The organism is Amycolatopsis sp. WQ 127309 (genome assembly GCF_023023025.1).
Lineage (GTDB): Bacteria > Actinomycetota > Actinomycetes > Mycobacteriales > Pseudonocardiaceae > Amycolatopsis.
The window spans coordinates 8,704,205-8,719,957 of record NZ_CP095481.1 but is presented as its reverse complement, the minus strand read 5'-3'; the positions used below and the strand labels follow the sequence as shown (position 1 = coordinate 8,719,957).

The window sequence follows — 15,753 nt, the reverse complement described above, 5'->3', positions numbered from 1 at the left end:
GCGGCTTTCGCGCGGCGTGCGACTCTCGGGCCGTCCGGCAACCGGATTCACCGAGGGGGAACCGTGAGCAAGCTCGAGCGCATGGCCGAAGAACGTCGTCGTCGTCAGGGGAGCACGCCGGAAGCGCCGGCCGGCCGGCAGTGGGGCACCTGCGTCAGCGTCCGGGAAACCGGTGACCGGCGCCGCCGGGTCGCCCGCGTGCTGCTGGCGAGCGGGCTGGTGATCACCGCCTACCTGCCGCTGAGCGTGGTCACGCCCGCGGTCGACGCACCGGTGCTGGTCCAGACCAACGCCATCGGCGACGGGCCCAAGGGCGACTCGGTCGTCGTGTCGGCCGCCGGCGACCAGCCGGGCCACGGCGACATCGTCGTGTCCTGACGGTGGCGGACGTGCGCACCGTCTCGATGGTCACCTTGGGCTGCGCGCGCAACGAGGTCGACTCCGACGAGCTGGCCGCGCGCCTGGACGCGTCGGGGTGGCGCCTCGCCGAACCGGGCGCCGAAGCCGACGTCGTCGTCGTGAACACCTGCGGCTTCATCGAAGCCGCGAAGAAGGAGTCCATCGACACGGTCCTGGCCGCGTCCGGCAAGGGCGCGAAGGTGGTCGCCGTCGGCTGCATGGCCGAGCGCTACGGCCGTGAACTCGCCGACGCGCTGCCCGAAGCCGACGCCGTGCTCTCCTTCGACGACTACCCGGAGATCGGCGCCCGCATCGAGGACGTCGTCAACGGGCGCGCGCACCCCGCGCACACCCCGCAGGACCGCCGGCTGCTGCTGCCGATCACGCCGGTGCAGCGGCCCGCCGCGGTGACCGCGCCGGTTCCCGGCCACGGCCCGGCCAGCGGGCCGAGGCCGTTGCGGTACCGGCTCGGCGGCGGGCCGGTCGCCCCGCTCAAGCTGGCGTCGGGCTGCGACCGCCGCTGCACCTTCTGCGCCATTCCCAGTTTCCGCGGCGCGTTCGTGTCCCGGCCGCCGACCGAGATCCTCGCCGAGGCCGAATGGCTGGCCGGCCACGGCGTCCGCGAACTGGTGCTGGTGAGCGAGAACTCCACGTCGTACGGGAAGGACCTCGGCGACCTGCAGGCCTTGGAGAAACTGCTGCCGCGGCTCACCGCCGTCGTCGACCGGGTGCGGGTGAACTACCTGCAGCCCGCCGAACTGCGCCCGAGCCTGCTCGAAACGATCGCCGGGACACCCGGTGTCGCGCCGTACTTCGACCTGTCGTTCCAGCACGCCAGCGGGTCGGTGCTGCGCCGGATGCGCCGCTTCGGCGACCGCGATCGGTTCCTGCAGCTGCTGGAGAAGATCCGCGCGGTGGCGCCGGGGGCCGGCGTGCGGTCCAACTTCATCGCGGGCTTCCCCGGTGAGACCGACGCCGAGTTCGCCGAGGCCAAGCGCTTCCTCGATGAAGCCAGGCTGGACGTCGCCGGCGTGTTCGGCTACTCGGACGAGGACGGCACCGAAGCCGTCGACCTGCCGGGCAAGGTGCCCGCCGACGTGCTCGCGGAGCGCGTCGAGGAGCTGTCGCTCCTGGCGGAGGAAACCGGGAGCCGGCGCGCGGCCGAGCGGATCGGCTCGGTCGTCGAGGTGCTGGTCGGACCCGCCGGGCACGGCTGGGCCGCGCACCAGGGACCCGAAGTCGACGGGACCGTCACGTTCACCGGGACGGCCCCGGCGGCGGGTGAGCTGGTCCGGGCCGAAGTCGTCGGCGCCGACGGCCCCGACCTCGAAGCGCGGCTCCAGCCGGCGTAGGGCTTCAGACCGGCTCGCCGCGCTCGCGGTGCCGGGCCGAGGTGAGGACCGCCCAGACGACCTTGCCGCCGGACCACCGGCGGCTGCTGCCCCAGACCGTCGCCGCGTGCGCGACGATGGCGAGGCCGACACCCGGGCTGCGCACGTCCGGCCGCTCCAGCAGCACCGCCGGCCGCGGGTCGTCGTCGGCGACCGCCACGGTCAGCAACCCCCGGCGCAGGTCCAGCCGCACCTCCGGGATCGACGACGTGTGCCGGACGGCGTTGTCGGCCAGCTCGCCGGCGATCAGGGTGCCGTCGTAGACCAGCTCGGGCACGTTCCACCGCCCGGCCAGCTCACGGACGAACGAGCGGGCCAGCGGGGCGGCGCCGCCCGTGCGGGGCAGGGTCCGGGCCACCCGGCGCCGGATCGGCGTGCTCTGGTGGTGCTCGGCCGTCTCCACGTCCGGGTGCACCGCGACGAACCGGTCGATCCCCGAGGCGCGCAACAGCCGCACGTGCGCGTGCCGGTTCGTGACCAGGGACAGCGGGATGCCCGGCCAGCCGTCGATGCGCCGGGCGACCAGCGGGAAGACGCTGGCCGGCGCGAGCTCGTCCATGGTCAGCGCGCTGACGTCGGCGACGATGCCCGGCGGCGTGTCGGCCGCGACCTTGAGCAGGCCGTCCCGCAGGGACGCGTAGCCGGGCAGGTCCAGGTCTCCGCTCACGGTCACCAGGGCACTGCCGGGCCGGGACGTCAGGCGCAGCGTCAGTCCGGAGGGCACGAAGTCCGTCAAGCCCGCCCGGCGTGTCGTCGCACTGCGCTCGCCCCGGAAGACCCCACGGAAGACTCCATGGATCCACGCTAGTCGTGATCGCGGTGCCCGGTTTACTCCGTAATGACGAACTCGGGTTGCCCCTCACCGCGGTCGGCTTGCGGCACAAGGGAACCGTGTCCGCCGGATTGGGTGTCCTCGCCGCGGAACTGGTCAGACCGCGGCGTACCGGATCACCCGGCGCAGCCGGCGGATCGCACGGAACTGGGTCACCCGCACCGCTTCGGGGCTCGGCATGCCGAGCAGCTCCGCCGTTTCCCCGGCGGAATAGCCCAGCAGCACCCGCAACGTCACCACTTGGCGGTAGTGCCGCGGCAGCCGGTTCAGTACGCGCCGCACCTGGAGGCGCTCTTCGACCTCCGCGAAGTCGTCGGCCGCGGCCGGAAGGCGCCAGGCCGGGTCGGTCGCCGCTTCGGGGTCGGGGAGCGGGGTGAAGCGTTCGTGGCTGCGGTTGCGGTCGCGGTGCACGTCGGCGGTCTTGTGCGCCGCGATGCCGAACACCCACGACAGGAACTTGTCGGACCGGTAGGGGTAGCGCGGCAGGGCCACGAGCACGGCGAAGAGCACCTCCTGGGTGCAGTCCTCGGCCGTCGTCGTGGCGTTCTCGCGGCCGAGCCGCTTGCGGCAGTAGGCGAGCACGATCGGCCGCAGCAGCCGGAAGAGCTGCTGCACCGCCTCGTGGTCGCCGCCGAGCGCGTCCCGGACCAGCACGATGTCCGGCGGCGGAGCTGATCCCACGGTGGTCTCCCGGGTCGGCGCCGGGACGGCAGACTCCGGCGCGCTCGGCCATCGGGGTCCGGGACGGCTCGCGTGGTCCCGTTCAGCGTAACGGAAGATCGACCTTCGAGTCCTTTGTGGACTGTTCAGCGCAGGGCGTCGAGCGCGAGCTTGGCGGCGGCCGCGATCAGCCGGTCGTCGGGCTTCGCGTCCGGCGTCTTCCGGTCCGACAGGACCACGAGCACGATCGGCGCCCGCCCGGGCGGCCAGACGACGGCGATGTCGTTGCGCGTCGCGTAGGAGCCGGTGCCGGTCTTGTCGGCGACGGCCCAGTCCGCCGGCGCGCCCGCCCGGATCAGCGCCCCGCCGGTGGTGTTGGCCCGCATCATGCCGGTCAGCACGGTCCGCTTCTCCGGCGGCAGTGCCGTGCCGAGGGTGAACGCGCGCAGACTGGCGGCCATCGCGCGCGGGGTGCTGGTGTCGCGGATGTCGCCGGGCGCGAGGTCGTTGAGCCCGGGCTCGGTCCGGTCGACGTGGGTGGTCGTGTCGCCGATCCCGCGCAGCGCGGCGCCGAGCCCGGCCGGCCCGCCGAGCTCGCGGAACAGCAGGTTGGCGGCGGTGTTGTCGCTGTAGCGCAGGGCGGCGTCCATCGCGTCGCGCAGGGAGATGCCGGTGTCGACGTGCTTCTCGGTGACCGGCGAGTTCTCCTGCAGGTCGGCCCGGGTGTACTTCAGCACCTTCTCGAGCCCCGGCAGGCTGGTGCGCTGCAGGACCGCGCCCGCGGAGAACGCCTTGTGCGTCGAGGCGTACCCGAAGCGGTCGTCGGCGTGGCGCGTGACTTCGCGGCCGGTGCCGGTGTCCACCGCGTAGACGCCGAGCCGGGCGTCGAACTGGGCTTCGAGCGGCGCGAAGTCCGGTTGCGGCGTGACCTGCGGTGAAGCCGGCCGGGACGACGGCGTGGGGGCCGCGGGTGCGGCTTCCGGAGCGGCGCAGGCGGTCAGCGCGGCGAGCGCCATCGCGGCGAGCGCGGCCCTCCTGACGTGGGGGAACGACACGGCACTTCCTTTCGGTCTTGATCGGCTACCGCAGTCTCGCCGCGTCCGTCCATGCTGTCCAAGACGGAAATGAAGAGTTCGATGCCACATTCGCATAGAGTGTGGTCGTGGACCTGGTCGGCGGCTGCAGAGCGTTCGTGAGCGTGAGCGAAGCGGGGAGCTTCACCGCGGGCGCGGCGCTCGCGCGCATCCCGCAGCCGGTCGCCAGCCGCCGCATCGCCGCGCTCGAACGCCACCTCGGCGAGCGGCTCTTCGACCGGTCGACCCGCCGGGCCACGCTCACCCCGTTCGGCCGCGACATGCTGCCCCCGGCGAAACGCCTGGTCCGGCTGGCCGAGGCGATGGAACACGACGCCCGGCGCGCCCGGCTGCGGCCGATGCGGGTGGCCGTCCCGGACACCTGCGGCGTCCGGGACCTCGCCGAACTCGCCGCCGAAGCCCGCGCGCTGGAGGTCCACCTGGAGTTCCGCGCGGCGATGCCGGGGGAGCGGGCCGAGCTCGTCCGCACCCAGGAGGTGCGCGCCGCGCTCGTCGCGGTCCCGGCCGAGGAGGGCGCGTGGGCCGTCCCGCTGGGCCTGGCCGGTGTGGCGACGCCGCCGGCGACGGTCGTGCACCTGGAGACCTTGCGCGCCGGCCGCTCGGGCGGCACGCGGCGGCGCGTCTGGCTGCAGCCCGAGGACGACGTCCCGCACGTGCGCGACCGCGTGCTGCGGATCCGCGACGCGGTGGGCCTGCAACCCGCCCAGGTCGCCGTGGCCGCGTCGCTGACCTCGGCCGCGGCCGACGTCTTCGGCTCGGCGGACCTGCTGTTGTGCTCGGCCGCGCAGGCCGCCGACCTCGGGCTACAGTGGCGGCCGATCGGGGAGATCGACCTCGCGCGCGGCTTCGACGTCACCGCCGCGCTGGGGGCGGACGCCGACCGGCTGCGCACCGGGTTGTGGGCGGCGGTCGGGCGATGTCTCGGCGCCGCCGGGACCTGAGGGGGCGGGGTTGAGCACCGAAACGCTGGTCCGGGAGCTGCGGGCCGACCTGGCCGACGGTGGGCTCCGCGGCTCGTTCCTGGTCCGCGACCTGGCGTCCGGGCGGGAGCTGGGGATCGACCCGGACCGGGTGTTCCCGATCGCGTCGCTGGTCAAGGTCCCGCTCGCGGCGGTGACCCTGGAGCGGATCCGCCGGGGCGAGCTCGACGGCGCGACCCAGGTGGAGGTCGAGCCCAGCGGTGTCACCACCCCCGGCCCGATCGGCCTGACGCGGTTCCGCCACCCGGCCCGCGTCGCCGTCGACGACCTGGTCTACCTGAGCACCTCCCTGAGCGACGGCGCCGCGGCCGACGTCCTGTTCGAGCTGACCCCGCCGGCCGAGGTCACCCGGGTGCTGGACGAGTGGGGTGTGCCCGGCATCGCCGTGCGCCACCTGATGCGCGACCTCATCGACACCCCGGCCGAGCGCTTCGAGTCCGGCGACGTCGACCTGGCCCACGCACTGGCCATCGGCGCGGTCACGGCGGGCCAGGGCCACCGGCTCGCGCAGCTCGACGTCACCCGCGCGAACTCCGCATCGGCGCGGGCGCTGCTCGACCTGCTGCAGGCCCTGTGGACGCCGTCGAAGATCGACCCCGCGGTGGCGGCCGGCGTCCGGGAGCTGATGGGCCTCAACGTCCTGCGGCACCGCCTGACCCCCGACTTCGCCTCGGACGCGTCGAAGTGGTCGTCGAAGACCGGCACCCTGCTGAACCTGCGGCACGAAGCGGGCGTCGTCGAGCACGCCGACGGCCGCGCGTTCGGCGTCGTCGCCCTCACCGAGTCCCGGGTCCCGGCCGTGCTCCAGCCCGAGGCGGAGGTCGTGATGTCCCGGGTGGCGCGAGCCCTGCGGGACCACCTGCGCGCGGCCGGAAAACCGGTTGGGCGCGGGATTTCCGGCGCCTAGGCTCCGCGGGTGTCCTCCTTCACGAGACCCGAACCGCCGTACTACGCCGTGATCGTCAGCAGCAAGCTGGACGCCGACCACCTCGGCGGTTACGCGGCGATGGACGACCGCATGACCGAGCTGGGGCGCGCCCAGCCGGGCTACCTGGGCCGCGAGTCCACGACCGACGCCGACGGCCGCGAGCTGACGGTGCTGTACTACCGCGACGCGGAGTCGATCGCGGCGTGGAAACAGCACCCGGAGCACCTCGAAGCCCAACGGCGGGGCCGGGAGCAGTGGTACGCGGACTACCGCATCGAGGTCGCCAAGGTGGAACGCGCCTACGGCTTCGAGCGCGAGTGAGGGCAAGCCGCCGCGCGCGTCATACCGAGCCGCGTCAGACCGCGGCCTTCACCCCGAAGTCCACCTCCTCGGTCTTCAGCGTGCCCGCGGTCCGGCCCGGCGCCGTCTGGTACTGCCAGTACAGGTTCGTGTGCGCGATGACCTGCCCGGGCACCGGCGCGCCGTAGGCCGACAGGTCTTCGGTGGTGTGCGCGTCGGCGACCAGCGTCGCGTCGTAGCCGCGGACGATCGCGCCGTGCAGGGTCGAGCGGATGCACGCGTCCGTCTGCGCACCCGCGACCACCAGCCTGCCGATACCGCGTGACGCCAGTACGGCCTCGAGGTCCGTGGCCTCGAACGAGTCGCCGTACGTCTTGTGCACCAGCGGCTCCGCGTCGCGGCGGACGAGTTCCGGGATGTACTGCCACGTCTCGCTGTCGCGCGGCAGCTCGTCGCTGGTGTGCTGCACCCACACGACGTCGACGCCGGCCGAGCGCGCTTTGTCCACCAGCGCCGCGATGTTGGCGACGACGGCCTCCCGGTCGTGGGCTTCCCGCATCACGCCGTTCTGCACGTCGACGACGAGCAGCGCGGTGTTCGGACGGTCGGTGAGTGTGGTCATGGTCCCTCCCGGAGCTTGGTCGCGACCACTCTAAGCGGGACCACCGACATTTTCGCGCGCTTTCCGCTCGGTGTGCGAAGTCCGGGGGAGTGGCCACGGAGACGACGGTTCGAGCTCCTGCTCCAGTCCGGTCAGCACAGCCCCGATCAGCCGCTCGGCCTGGCGGTCGATCGCCCGCGGGCCGTCGAACCGGACGAGGCCGTCGACCATGAGCGTGGCCAGGCCGTGCATCGCCGACCAGACGACGATCTCCGCCCCGGGCCGCGCCGACGCGGGCAAACCGCCTTCTTCGGCCAGCCGGTCGAGTTCGGCCGCGAAGACGTCGTGCGGGTGCGGCGAAACCGGCTCGCCGGGTTCGGCGCGGTGCGCCGCGAAGATCAGCCCGGCGACCGCGGGATCCTCGATCGCCCAGCGGACGTAGTCGCGCGCGGCCGCGACGAGCCGGTGCCGCGGACCGCCCCGGGCGCGGGCGGCGGCCCGGCCCATGCGTTCACCCAGCCGGGCGACCAGCCGGTCCGACAACGCGCGGACCAGCGCGTCCCGCGACGCGAAGTGGTGGTAGGCGGCGCTCGGGCTGACCCCGATCCGCACCGTCGCCTCCCGCAGGCTCCAGCCGTCGGCCCCGCGCTCGCGGACCAGCGCCTCGGCGCCGTCGAGCAGCGCGCCGCGCAGGTCTCCGTGGTGGTATCGCTCCCGCGTCATGACGCCGATCTTAACACCGCTCAGAATCTGTACTATGTTCAGATCAGGAACTGAACACTGATCAGATGGGATCCCGGACATGACCGCAAACCTGCCCGACGTGACGGAGGCGGCGCCGCCGATCGTGGGCGGTGAGCCGGTCGAGGTGGCCGACGGCGTCTTCGTCCTGCGCGACAACCGGGTGCCGCTCGTGCCCAACATCGGCTTCGTCGTCGGCGACCGGGCGACGCTGGTCGTCGACACCGGCCTCGGCCGGCGCAACGGCGAATACGTGCTGGCGCAAGCGAAACGGCTCGCCGGCGGGCGGCCGCTGTACCTGACGACGACGCACTTCCACCCGGAGCACGGCTTCGGCGCGGAGGTGTTCGCGGGCGCGGCGACGATCGTCGCCAACCGCGCCCAGCGCGACGAGCTGGCCCGCAAGGGCGCCGGGTACGTCCGGATGTTCAGCGGCCTCGGCCCCGCCATCGCCGCCGAGCTGGACGGCGTCACCTTCGTCGACCCGGACGTCGTCTACGAGGGCCGGGCGGAGCTCGACCTCGGCGGCCACCGGGTGGTGCTGCAGGAGCAGGGCCCGGCGCACAGCGCGGGCGACCAGACGGTGCTCGTCGACGGCCGCGTGCTGTTCACCGGCGACCTGGCGGAGACGCGGATGTTCCCGATCGCGCCGTACTTCCCGCCGCACGACACCGATTTCGACGGCGCCCGCTGGATCGCCGCGCTCGACGGCATGGCGGAGCTGAACCCGGAGGTGGTGGTCCCCGGTCACGGCGAAATCGCCGACGTCACGCTGCTGCACGAGATCCGCGGTTACCTCGAGCACGTCCAGGCCGAGGTGACGCGGCTGAAGACCGCCGGCGCGTCCGCGGCGGAGACGGCGGCGAAGGTCGACGAGGACGCACGGGCCCGCTGGCCGGAGTGGGACAATCCCGAGTGGATCGCCCTGGCGGCCACGGCCTTCCACTCGGCGGGCTGAAAGCTCCACGCGGCGCGGCGCGGCTCCGTACGATGTCCACCATGGACTACACGCTGCTGGCCGTCGTCGTGCTCGTCGCGGCCGTCGCCCTGGGCGCCTCGGCCAACGACCGCCGGGTCAACCGCCTCGAGCGCCGCCTCGCCCGGATGGAACTGAAGCTGGACGCCATCGCCGGGCACCTCGGCGTCGCCGTCGCGGAGCCGGCTCAGCCGAAGCCGGCCGACCTGCCCGAGGTACGGCAGTTCCTGCTGGAGGGCAAAAAGATCCAGGCGATCAAGGCCTACCGCGAGCACACGGGCGTGGGGCTCAAGGACGCGAAGGACGCCGTGGAGCGGATGGCCTAGCCGGCCAGGGCCGGGGCGGCGTGGCGGACGCGCAGGACGTCCGCGATCACCGTGTCGGCCACCAGGCGCTGCTCCTCGTCGAGCGGCACGTCGGGGGCGGTGATCGGCGCGCCGCCCAGCGCGAGGGCGGCCGTCGAGGTGAACCCGGCCATCGGCGTCGGGCCCCCGCGCAGCAGCAACGCCCCCGCCGACGCCGCGAGCCCGCGCAGGCCTTCCGCGGCCGCGTCCAGCGCGGCCTGCTGACCGGGCTCGGGCGGCTTGCTCCCCGGTTCCGGCGCCCGCAGGTCCTGCTGGGCGCGGGCCGCGGCCCGGAACCGCGGTGCGAGCCGCCCGCGCGGTGCGCCGTCCAGCGCCCCCGCGACCTCGGTGAGCAAGGCCCGGGTCGTGTCCACGGCCTCGGCGAACCGTTCGGCCAGGGACGGCTTGCGCACCCCCGGCACGGCGGCGAAGCCGAACAGCAGCGCGATCACGACGGCCAGCACCATCAGCAGCACGTACTCCACCAGCAGCGTCCGCGCGTCGAGGTGCTTCGTCGCCGAGTTCACCCCGACGCTCATGAGCACCATGCACCCGTTGAACACCGTCGGCCGGCTCCGCATCAGCGGGAACCCGGCCAGCAGCGCCACCAGCGCGAGCGGCAGCAACACGCCGGGCGGCAGCAGCCACAGCACCAGCGCCAGCACGACCGCGCCACCCAGGGCACCGCCGACGCGCTGCCACGCTTTGCTCAGCGTGTCCCGCCACTCCGGCTGCAGCACGGCGAACGTCGTCATCAGGAACGACACGGTGAGCGGGTCGCCCGGCCGGAACCGCGCGACGACCAGGGCGAGCAGCATCCCGATCGCGCAGCGGACCGCGTGCCGCAGCTGCGCGGAACGCCAGGAGAGCGCACCTTCGGCCTCGTGGCGCAGCGCCGCCCGCACGGCCGCGCGCGGGATGTCCACAACGGACTCGTCGCGGGTGAGCACGGCGTCGCGGACCGCGTCGACGCCGGACCACAGCTCGTCGACGAGCCGCCGCGTTTCGCCGGGCAGGCCGGCGCCGGGATCCGGCCGCTCGGCCGCGGGCAAGTGGTCCGGGGCGTCCTTGGCGCGGACGGCGTCGGCGAGGACGGCGAGTTCCGCGTCCGCCGCGTCGAGGATCGTGCGCAGCGCGCCCGCCTGGTCTTCGCCGAGGGCCCGCCGCCGGTCGTCGAGGATCGCGGCCGTGGCGCGGGCTCGCACACCCGCGCCGAGCAGGCGGGTCTGCCACTTCCGCGGCCGGTCGGCCAGCCAGAGCCGCACCGCGCGTTCGGCGGTGTCCTGGCCACCGCCCGCGAGCGCGTCGGCCAGCGCCTCCCGCGTGGGCTTGCCGGGGTCGCCGACGCCGAGCAGGAGCCGCAGCACGATCGCCACGCCGACGGCGAGCGCGGGCGCGCCGATGATCTGCCCGGCGCTCGCGGTGCCGGTCAGCTGGAAGCCGTACCCGAACACCGACGCCATCCCCAGGCCGAGCCCGACCGTCACGAACCGCGACCCGAGCGCGGGCAGCAGGGCGGCGACGAACACGACGACGGTGAGCAGCGCGATCGCGGCGACGTCCGACACCGCGCCCAGCAACCGCGGACCGGCCACGCCGGCGACCACGAGGGGCGCGTAGCAGGCGAGCAGCACGAGGTCGGACCGCAGCGGCCCGCCCGTGGCGGCGATGAAGCAGAACAACGCCGTGAGCCCGGCCAGGACCACGGTGTTCCCGAGGCCGACCGCCACGCCGATGCCCGCCGTCGCGCCGACGACGACCACGACGAACCCGAGCATCCCGACGCCCTTGATCAGGCCTTTCACCACACCAACCCCTCGCCGCGCGCTGTCTTGATCATCCTGGCGCACCGGATCCGGACAGCAAAACCGCCGCACCCCGGAAGCCGGGGTGCGGCGGTCGCGAAAACCTCAGGTCAGTCCTTGACGCCCTTGATGGCGTCCTTGATCTTCTCTCCGGCCTGCTTCAGGGAGCCCTTGGCCTGGTCGGCCTTGCCTTCGGCCTGCCACTGCTCGTTGCCGGTGGCGTCGCCGACGGCCTCCTTGGCCCGGCCCTTCAGCTCTTCACCCTTGTTCTCGATCTTGTCGTTCACGGGCTGCACCTTTCGTCAGGCGACATTTCCGGATCGGCCTGTCGCCACGAGGGCCTTGCCATAGGGCTACCCGCTCAGCGCCGACATACACCTTTGCTGAGCCATCCGGGTGACGTGAGGGCCGTCACGCCACCCGGACGTGTGCCGGGTCCGAACAGGACGGCCGGCTCCGGAAGCCGGGTAGCGTGGGCCGGGCAACCGCCGAGGAGGCTGTGTGACGACGAACGGGGCCGGACGGCTGACCGCACCCTGCCGGTTCTGCGGGCGGCCGCCGCGACCGCGGGACACCCGCGTGCCCGGTCCGTCGGGCCCGATCTGCGTGGACTGCGTGCAGGCCGGCCTGTGGGTGATCCGCGACCGTGAGGAACGCCCGAACGAGGCCGGTGAGACCTTCGAAGCGGTCAGTTCACCGCAGGCGCCGGTCTGCGAGTTCTGCAGCCGCCGCGAGCGCCGCACGTTCCTCGGCTTCCGCCGACCGCTGGTCCGCGTGCGCTGCGTGCCCCGCGACGCGGTGATCTGCGGGGACTGCCTCGACCACGCCGGCGACGCCCTGAACCTGGCCCTGCGGCAGTAGCCCGGTCACGACGCCCTTCGCCGCCCACGCGCGCACAGCCGTTGCAGCCGGGCAGGTCCACGCACCCGGCCCCAACGGGCCGGTGCCGCCGCGGACAGCGACGGCACCGGCCCGCGGGCTCACGCGGGTGCGGTGAACACGTACGACCCGGCGGGCACGAAGTACGTCCCCGCCGCCGAGGGGACCGCCTCGGCCGGCGCGTTCACGGCGCCGGTCTGCGACGTCGGGACCCGGACGGTCGCCGACGCGCCCGCCGGGACCGTCACCCGCAGGGTGAGCGTGCCGCCGCTGATCGACCAGTCGCTGACCGCGCCGCCGAACGGCGTCTCGTACGTGGCCTTCGCCGACGTCAGGCCACCGCCCGGACGAGGCGCGATGTCCAGCGCCGCGTACCCCGGCGCCGCCGGCGACAGGCCGCCGACCGAGCGGTACAGGAAGTCGCCGACCGAGCCGAGACCGTAGTGGTTGAACGAGTTCATCCCGGGATCGTTGAACGAACCGTCGGTCTTGATGCCGTCCCAGCGTTCCCAGATCGTCGTGGCCCCACGGCCGATCATGTAGCCCCAGCCGGGGAACCCGGGCTGCAGCAGCACCTGGTACGCGACGTCGGCGTGCCCGTGGGCGGCCAGCACCGGCAGCAGGTTCTCGACGCCGAGGAAGCCGACGCTGAGGTGGCCACCGCTCGCCGCGACCTTCGCCGCGAGCTTGTCGGCCGCGGGCTGCACCCGTGCCGCCGGCAGCAGCCCGAACGCCAGCGCCAGGACGTACCCGGTCTGCGTGTTCGCGCCGACGGTGCCGTCCGCCGCCGAGAACTTGGTCGTGAACGCCGCGGCGATCTGGTCGGCGAGCGTCCCGTACTTCGTCGCCTCCGCGGTGTGCCCGGTGGCCGCCGCCATCCGCGAGACCAGCCGCGACGAGTACGCGAAGAACGCCGTCGAGATCAGGTCCTGCGCGGTGTTGTCGTTGACGTTGAGCCAGTCCCCGAACGTCTGGTGGTCGCGGATCAGGTCCGCGCCGGACGTCGAGCGCAGGTACTCGACCCACTTGACCATGGCGGCGAAGTGCTCGTTGATCACGCCGGTGTCGCCGTAGCGCTGCCACAGGGTGTAGGGCACGATGACGCCCGCGTCGCCCCAGCCCGCCGTGCCCGAACCGTCGAGCACACCCGGCGCGACGTCGGTGAACGAGCCGTCGGCGTGCTGGGCGTCGGTCAGGTCGTCGCTGAACTTGCCGAGAAAGTTCGCGACGTCCAGGTTGAACGTCGACGTCCCGGCGAAGATCCCGATGTCACCGGTCCAGCCCAGCCGCTCGTCGCGCTGCGGGCAGTCGCTCGGCACCGACAGCATGTTGGAGCGCTCACCCCAGAGGATGTTGTGCTGCAACTGGTTCACCATCGTGTTCGACGACGTGAACGTGCCGGTCTGCGCCCCGGTCGTCCACATCGCCCGCCCGGTGACCGTGGTCGCGGTCGGCGCGGACGGCAGCCCGGTCAGCTCGACGTACCGGTAGCCGTGCACGGTGAAGCGCGGTTCGTACGTCTCGACACCGCCCGTGCCCGCGAGGGTGAACCGGTCGGTCGCCTGCGCGGCCCGGAGGTTGTCGGTGTAGATCGTGCCGTCGGGGTTGAGCACCTCGGCGTGCCGCAGCGTCACCGTGGTCCCCGCCGGTCCGGTCACCGAAAGCCGGTCGACGCCGCCGAAGTTCTGGCCCATGTCGGCGACCCACACACCCGGCTTGGGCTGGGTGATGGCGACCGGGTGGAATTCCTGCTGCACGGTGACGCCGTTGTCCACCTGGGCCACCAGGTTCGGCTTGGCGTCGGTGCGCACGCCGGGCGCCTGCCACGCGCTGTCGTTGAAGCCGGGCTGGTCCCAGCCGGTGACGGCGAGCCGCGCGTCGTAGTTTTCGCCCTGGTAGAGGTCGTCGGCGCGGATCGGGCCGTCGCCGGTCTTCCAGGTGCCGTCGGTGGCGACGGTCGAGCTGGTGCCGTCGGTGTAGGTCAGCCGCAGCTGCGCCGAGTACCACGGCTTGGTGCCGTAGCGCTGGCTGCCGGCGATGCCGATGCTGCCGGAGTACCAGCCGTTGCCCAGCATCGCGCCGATCGCGTTGTCACCTTGGCGGATCTGGCCGGTGACGTCGGAAACCCGGTACTGCAGCCGTTTCGTGTAGTCGGTCCAGCCGGGTTCGAGGACCTCGCCGCCGACCTTGGTCCCGTTGAGCCGGGTCTCCTGCAGGCCGAGCGCGGTGGTGAGCAGCCGGGCGCTCGCCACCGGCTTGCTGACCGTGAAGCTCTTGCGCAGCAGGGGAGCGGGCGACGCGACGACGACGTTCGACGCCCACGGCCCGGTGCCGTACGCGGTCAGCGCCCGCGCCGCGGTCCAGGCGCTGTCGTCGAACGTGCGCTGCTGCCAGCCGGACGGCCCGGTCTGGTTGGCCTTCCAGGACCCGTCGGTGACGACGGTCGGCCCACCGGTGACGGTGAGCTTGGCGATCATCCCGGCCGGGCTCTGCGTGGTGTTCTCGCTGCTGATCGCGATGACGTTCGCGCCGGTCGTGAGCAGGGAGCCGACGTCGACGACGGCGGCCTGCTTCCACGAGTCGGTTGAGCGCGGCGAGGAACTGACCTGGGTGCCGTTGACCCACACGGTCGCGGTGTCGTCGCCGGTCACGACGAGGGTGGCCTTCGACGGCGCCGCGCTCAGCTGCACGGTCTTGCGGAAGTACCGGGTCGCCGGCGGGATCCCGCCGGCCGGGTCGCCCTCCGGGTACCAGACCCAGCTCGCGCCGGCGAGGTCCGGACCGGCCGCCGAGCGCCCGATGAACGCGCCGGTCCACTCGGTGGCCGGGGCGCGCAACGCCGTTTCGAACCGCTGCACCGGGCTCCAGCCGCTCGCGCGGCCCTGGGCGTCCCAGACCCGGACGCGCCAGGTGTAGGCCGTCAGCGAGCCGAGCGCGGGACCGCCGTACGCGACGTCGGCCTGCTGCCCGGACGCGACCTGCCCGCTGTCCCAGACGTCGGATCCGTTGGCGGACACCACGATCTGGTAGGCCGACTGCCGCTGCTGCGACGTCGACGAGGTCAGCTTCCAGCCGAACCGCGCCTGCGCCGGGTCGACGCCGATCGGGTTGACCCGGGTGCCGACCGTCGCGATCGCCACGGAAAGGGGGGCCGCGGCGGTGGAGTCCGGCGTGGTGACGCCGGCGCCCCAGGGTGCGGCGCCGTAGCCGCCGAGATCCGCGGCCGCGGGCCAGGACCCGTCGGCGAAGCCCGGTTGCTCCCAGCCTTCCGGCGCGGTCTGCGCGCTCTTCCAGCCGGCGCCGGTGGTCAGGTCGGTGGTGCCCGACGCGGTCGCGACGTGCAGCCGCCCGAGCAGCCCGGCCGGGCCGCCGGCGTTGCGGACGGCGACGGCGAGGGTGTTGACGCCGGGGACGAGCGCGGGCCGCAGGTCCACCGGCAGCCCCGTCTTCCAGGAGTCGGTGACGCGGGCCGAGGACGCGAGGGGCTTGCCGTTGAGCCAGACGTCGGCGGTGTCGTCGCCGGTCACGGTGAACCGGGCGTCGCTGACCGCGCCGCCGGCCACGGTGAACGTGGTGCGGAAGTACCGGGTCGCGGCCGGGGCGGACACCCGCGCGTCACCCTCGGGGTACCAGATCCAGTGCGCCCCGGAGATGTCCGGTGGGGGCGCGGCGCCCGCCGGGGGAGCGGCGGCGCCGGAGAGCACCAGGGTCGCGGCGAGGGCGGTGGTGGTGGTCGCGCGCCAGAGCTGGGATCGCGGCATTGCGGCTCCTGGATGACGGGGACGGGGCTGCGGATCGTTAAAACGTTTCAATCCAGTGTGAT

16 protein-coding genes are annotated in these 15,753 nt (G+C 73.5%); 8 read left to right on the top strand and 8 right to left on the bottom strand.

The genetic code is table 11. The annotated features are described in order from the left end of the window. Window positions 1-63 precede the first annotated feature (63 nt). Both MUY22_RS38440 and MUY22_RS38435 read left to right on the top strand, forming a co-directional pair. Entirely contained in the window at window positions 64-378 is a 315-nt protein-coding gene (locus MUY22_RS38440; RefSeq protein ID WP_247052086.1) for a hypothetical protein, read from the top strand. A 26-nt stretch (window positions 379-404) separates the two neighbouring features. After that, window positions 405-1,751, top strand: a complete 1,347-nt coding sequence (locus tag MUY22_RS38435) for a MiaB/RimO family radical SAM methylthiotransferase (RefSeq protein WP_247064333.1) — start codon at window positions 405-407, stop codon at window positions 1,749-1,751. Window positions 1,752-1,755: 4 nt separating this feature from the next. Here the strand turns inward: MUY22_RS38435 and MUY22_RS38430 are convergent, their stop codons facing one another. The 3 genes from MUY22_RS38430 to bla all read right to left on the bottom strand — a co-directional run bounded on the left by MUY22_RS38430 (window position 1,756) and on the right by bla (window position 4,337). Next, window positions 1,756-2,514 (bottom strand): ATP-binding protein, encoded by a 759-nt coding sequence (locus tag MUY22_RS38430; RefSeq protein ID WP_247052085.1) that lies wholly within the window; start codon window positions 2,512-2,514, stop codon window positions 1,756-1,758. Between the two features lie 204 nt (window positions 2,515-2,718). Continuing rightward, complete coding sequence (locus MUY22_RS38425; protein WP_247052084.1) at window positions 2,719-3,303, bottom strand: sigma-70 family RNA polymerase sigma factor; 585 nt, start codon at window positions 3,301-3,303, stop codon at window positions 2,719-2,721. A gap of 125 nt (window positions 3,304-3,428) precedes the next feature. Then, window positions 3,429-4,337 carry a class A beta-lactamase gene (bla, locus tag MUY22_RS38420; RefSeq protein WP_247052083.1) on the bottom strand — a complete coding sequence of 303 codons (909 nt, stop codon included), beginning with the start codon at window positions 4,335-4,337 and terminating at the stop codon, window positions 3,429-3,431. A 101-nt stretch (window positions 4,338-4,438) separates the two neighbouring features. Here bla and MUY22_RS38415 point away from each other — a divergent pair, with 101 nt between their 5' ends. From MUY22_RS38415 to MUY22_RS38405, 3 genes are read left to right on the top strand one after another with little or no spacing between them, the layout of a single operon-like run. Beyond that, the gene (locus tag MUY22_RS38415; RefSeq protein WP_247052082.1) at window positions 4,439-5,317 is read left to right on the top strand and encodes a LysR family transcriptional regulator; all 879 of its coding nucleotides are present in this window, start codon (window positions 4,439-4,441) and stop codon (window positions 5,315-5,317) included. A 10-nt stretch (window positions 5,318-5,327) separates the two neighbouring features. Further along, window positions 5,328-6,263, top strand: coding sequence for a serine hydrolase (locus MUY22_RS38410; RefSeq protein ID WP_247052081.1), 936 nt, complete (start codon window positions 5,328-5,330; stop codon window positions 6,261-6,263). Between the two features lie 9 nt (window positions 6,264-6,272). Beyond that, window positions 6,273-6,605 carry an antibiotic biosynthesis monooxygenase gene (locus MUY22_RS38405; protein WP_247052080.1) on the top strand — a complete coding sequence of 111 codons (333 nt, stop codon included), beginning with the start codon at window positions 6,273-6,275 and terminating at the stop codon, window positions 6,603-6,605. Window positions 6,606-6,639: 34 nt separating this feature from the next. Here the strand turns inward: MUY22_RS38405 and MUY22_RS38400 are convergent, their stop codons facing one another. Both MUY22_RS38400 and MUY22_RS38395 read right to left on the bottom strand, forming a co-directional pair. Next, window positions 6,640-7,206, bottom strand: coding sequence for a cysteine hydrolase family protein (locus tag MUY22_RS38400; protein ID WP_247052079.1), 567 nt, complete (start codon window positions 7,204-7,206; stop codon window positions 6,640-6,642). A gap of 30 nt (window positions 7,207-7,236) precedes the next feature. Next, window positions 7,237-7,908 (bottom strand): TetR/AcrR family transcriptional regulator, encoded by a 672-nt coding sequence (locus MUY22_RS38395; protein WP_247052078.1) that lies wholly within the window; start codon window positions 7,906-7,908, stop codon window positions 7,237-7,239. A gap of 79 nt (window positions 7,909-7,987) precedes the next feature. Here MUY22_RS38395 and MUY22_RS38390 point away from each other — a divergent pair, with 79 nt between their 5' ends. Both MUY22_RS38390 and MUY22_RS38385 read left to right on the top strand, forming a co-directional pair. Then, window positions 7,988-8,884 carry an MBL fold metallo-hydrolase gene (locus MUY22_RS38390; RefSeq protein ID WP_247052077.1) on the top strand — a complete coding sequence of 299 codons (897 nt, stop codon included), beginning with the start codon at window positions 7,988-7,990 and terminating at the stop codon, window positions 8,882-8,884. A gap of 41 nt (window positions 8,885-8,925) precedes the next feature. Beyond that, a complete protein-coding gene (locus MUY22_RS38385; protein WP_247052076.1) occupies window positions 8,926-9,228 on the top strand; it encodes a ribosomal protein L7/L12 in 303 nt (100 codons plus the stop codon). Here the strand turns inward: MUY22_RS38385 and MUY22_RS38380 are convergent. Together MUY22_RS38380 and MUY22_RS38375 are read right to left on the bottom strand one after the other, a co-directional pair. After that, a complete protein-coding gene (locus MUY22_RS38380) occupies window positions 9,225-11,054 on the bottom strand; it encodes an FUSC family protein (protein ID WP_371827529.1) in 1,830 nt (609 codons plus the stop codon). The two genes, MUY22_RS38385 and MUY22_RS38380, sit on opposite strands and share 4 nt — an antisense overlap. Before the next feature lie 107 nt (window positions 11,055-11,161). After that, entirely contained in the window at window positions 11,162-11,338 is a 177-nt protein-coding gene (locus MUY22_RS38375; protein ID WP_247052075.1) for a CsbD family protein, read from the bottom strand. A 214-nt stretch (window positions 11,339-11,552) separates the two neighbouring features. On the opposite strand from MUY22_RS38375, the gene MUY22_RS38370 reads away from it, so the two are divergent. Then, window positions 11,553-11,912 (top strand): hypothetical protein, encoded by a 360-nt coding sequence (locus tag MUY22_RS38370; protein WP_247052074.1) that lies wholly within the window; start codon window positions 11,553-11,555, stop codon window positions 11,910-11,912. A gap of 119 nt (window positions 11,913-12,031) precedes the next feature. Here MUY22_RS38370 and MUY22_RS38365 read toward each other — a convergent pair whose 3' ends face one another. Further along, window positions 12,032-15,691 (bottom strand): family 78 glycoside hydrolase catalytic domain, encoded by a 3,660-nt coding sequence (locus MUY22_RS38365; RefSeq protein ID WP_247052073.1) that lies wholly within the window; start codon window positions 15,689-15,691, stop codon window positions 12,032-12,034. Between the last annotated feature and the right edge of the window lie 62 nt (window positions 15,692-15,753).

What these genes read in the sequence shown, in the direction of transcription:
- MUY22_RS38385 (WP_247052076.1), top strand. Translation starts at nt 8,926, where the DNA reads ATGGACTACACGCTGCTGGCCGTCGTCGTGCTCGTCGCGGCCGTCGCC.
- MUY22_RS38400 (WP_247052079.1), bottom strand. Translation starts at nt 7,206, where the DNA reads ATGACCACACTCACCGACCGTCCGAACACCGCGCTGCTCGTCGTCGAC.
- MUY22_RS38365 (WP_247052073.1), bottom strand. Translation starts at nt 15,691, where the DNA reads ATGCCGCGATCCCAGCTCTGGCGCGCGACCACCACCACCGCCCTCGCC.
- MUY22_RS38395 (WP_247052078.1), bottom strand. Translation starts at nt 7,908, where the DNA reads ATGACGCGGGAGCGATACCACCACGGAGACCTGCGCGGCGCGCTGCTC.
- MUY22_RS38435 (WP_247064333.1), top strand. Translation starts at nt 405, where the DNA reads ATGGTCACCTTGGGCTGCGCGCGCAACGAGGTCGACTCCGACGAGCTG.
- MUY22_RS38390 (WP_247052077.1), top strand. Translation starts at nt 7,988, where the DNA reads ATGACCGCAAACCTGCCCGACGTGACGGAGGCGGCGCCGCCGATCGTG.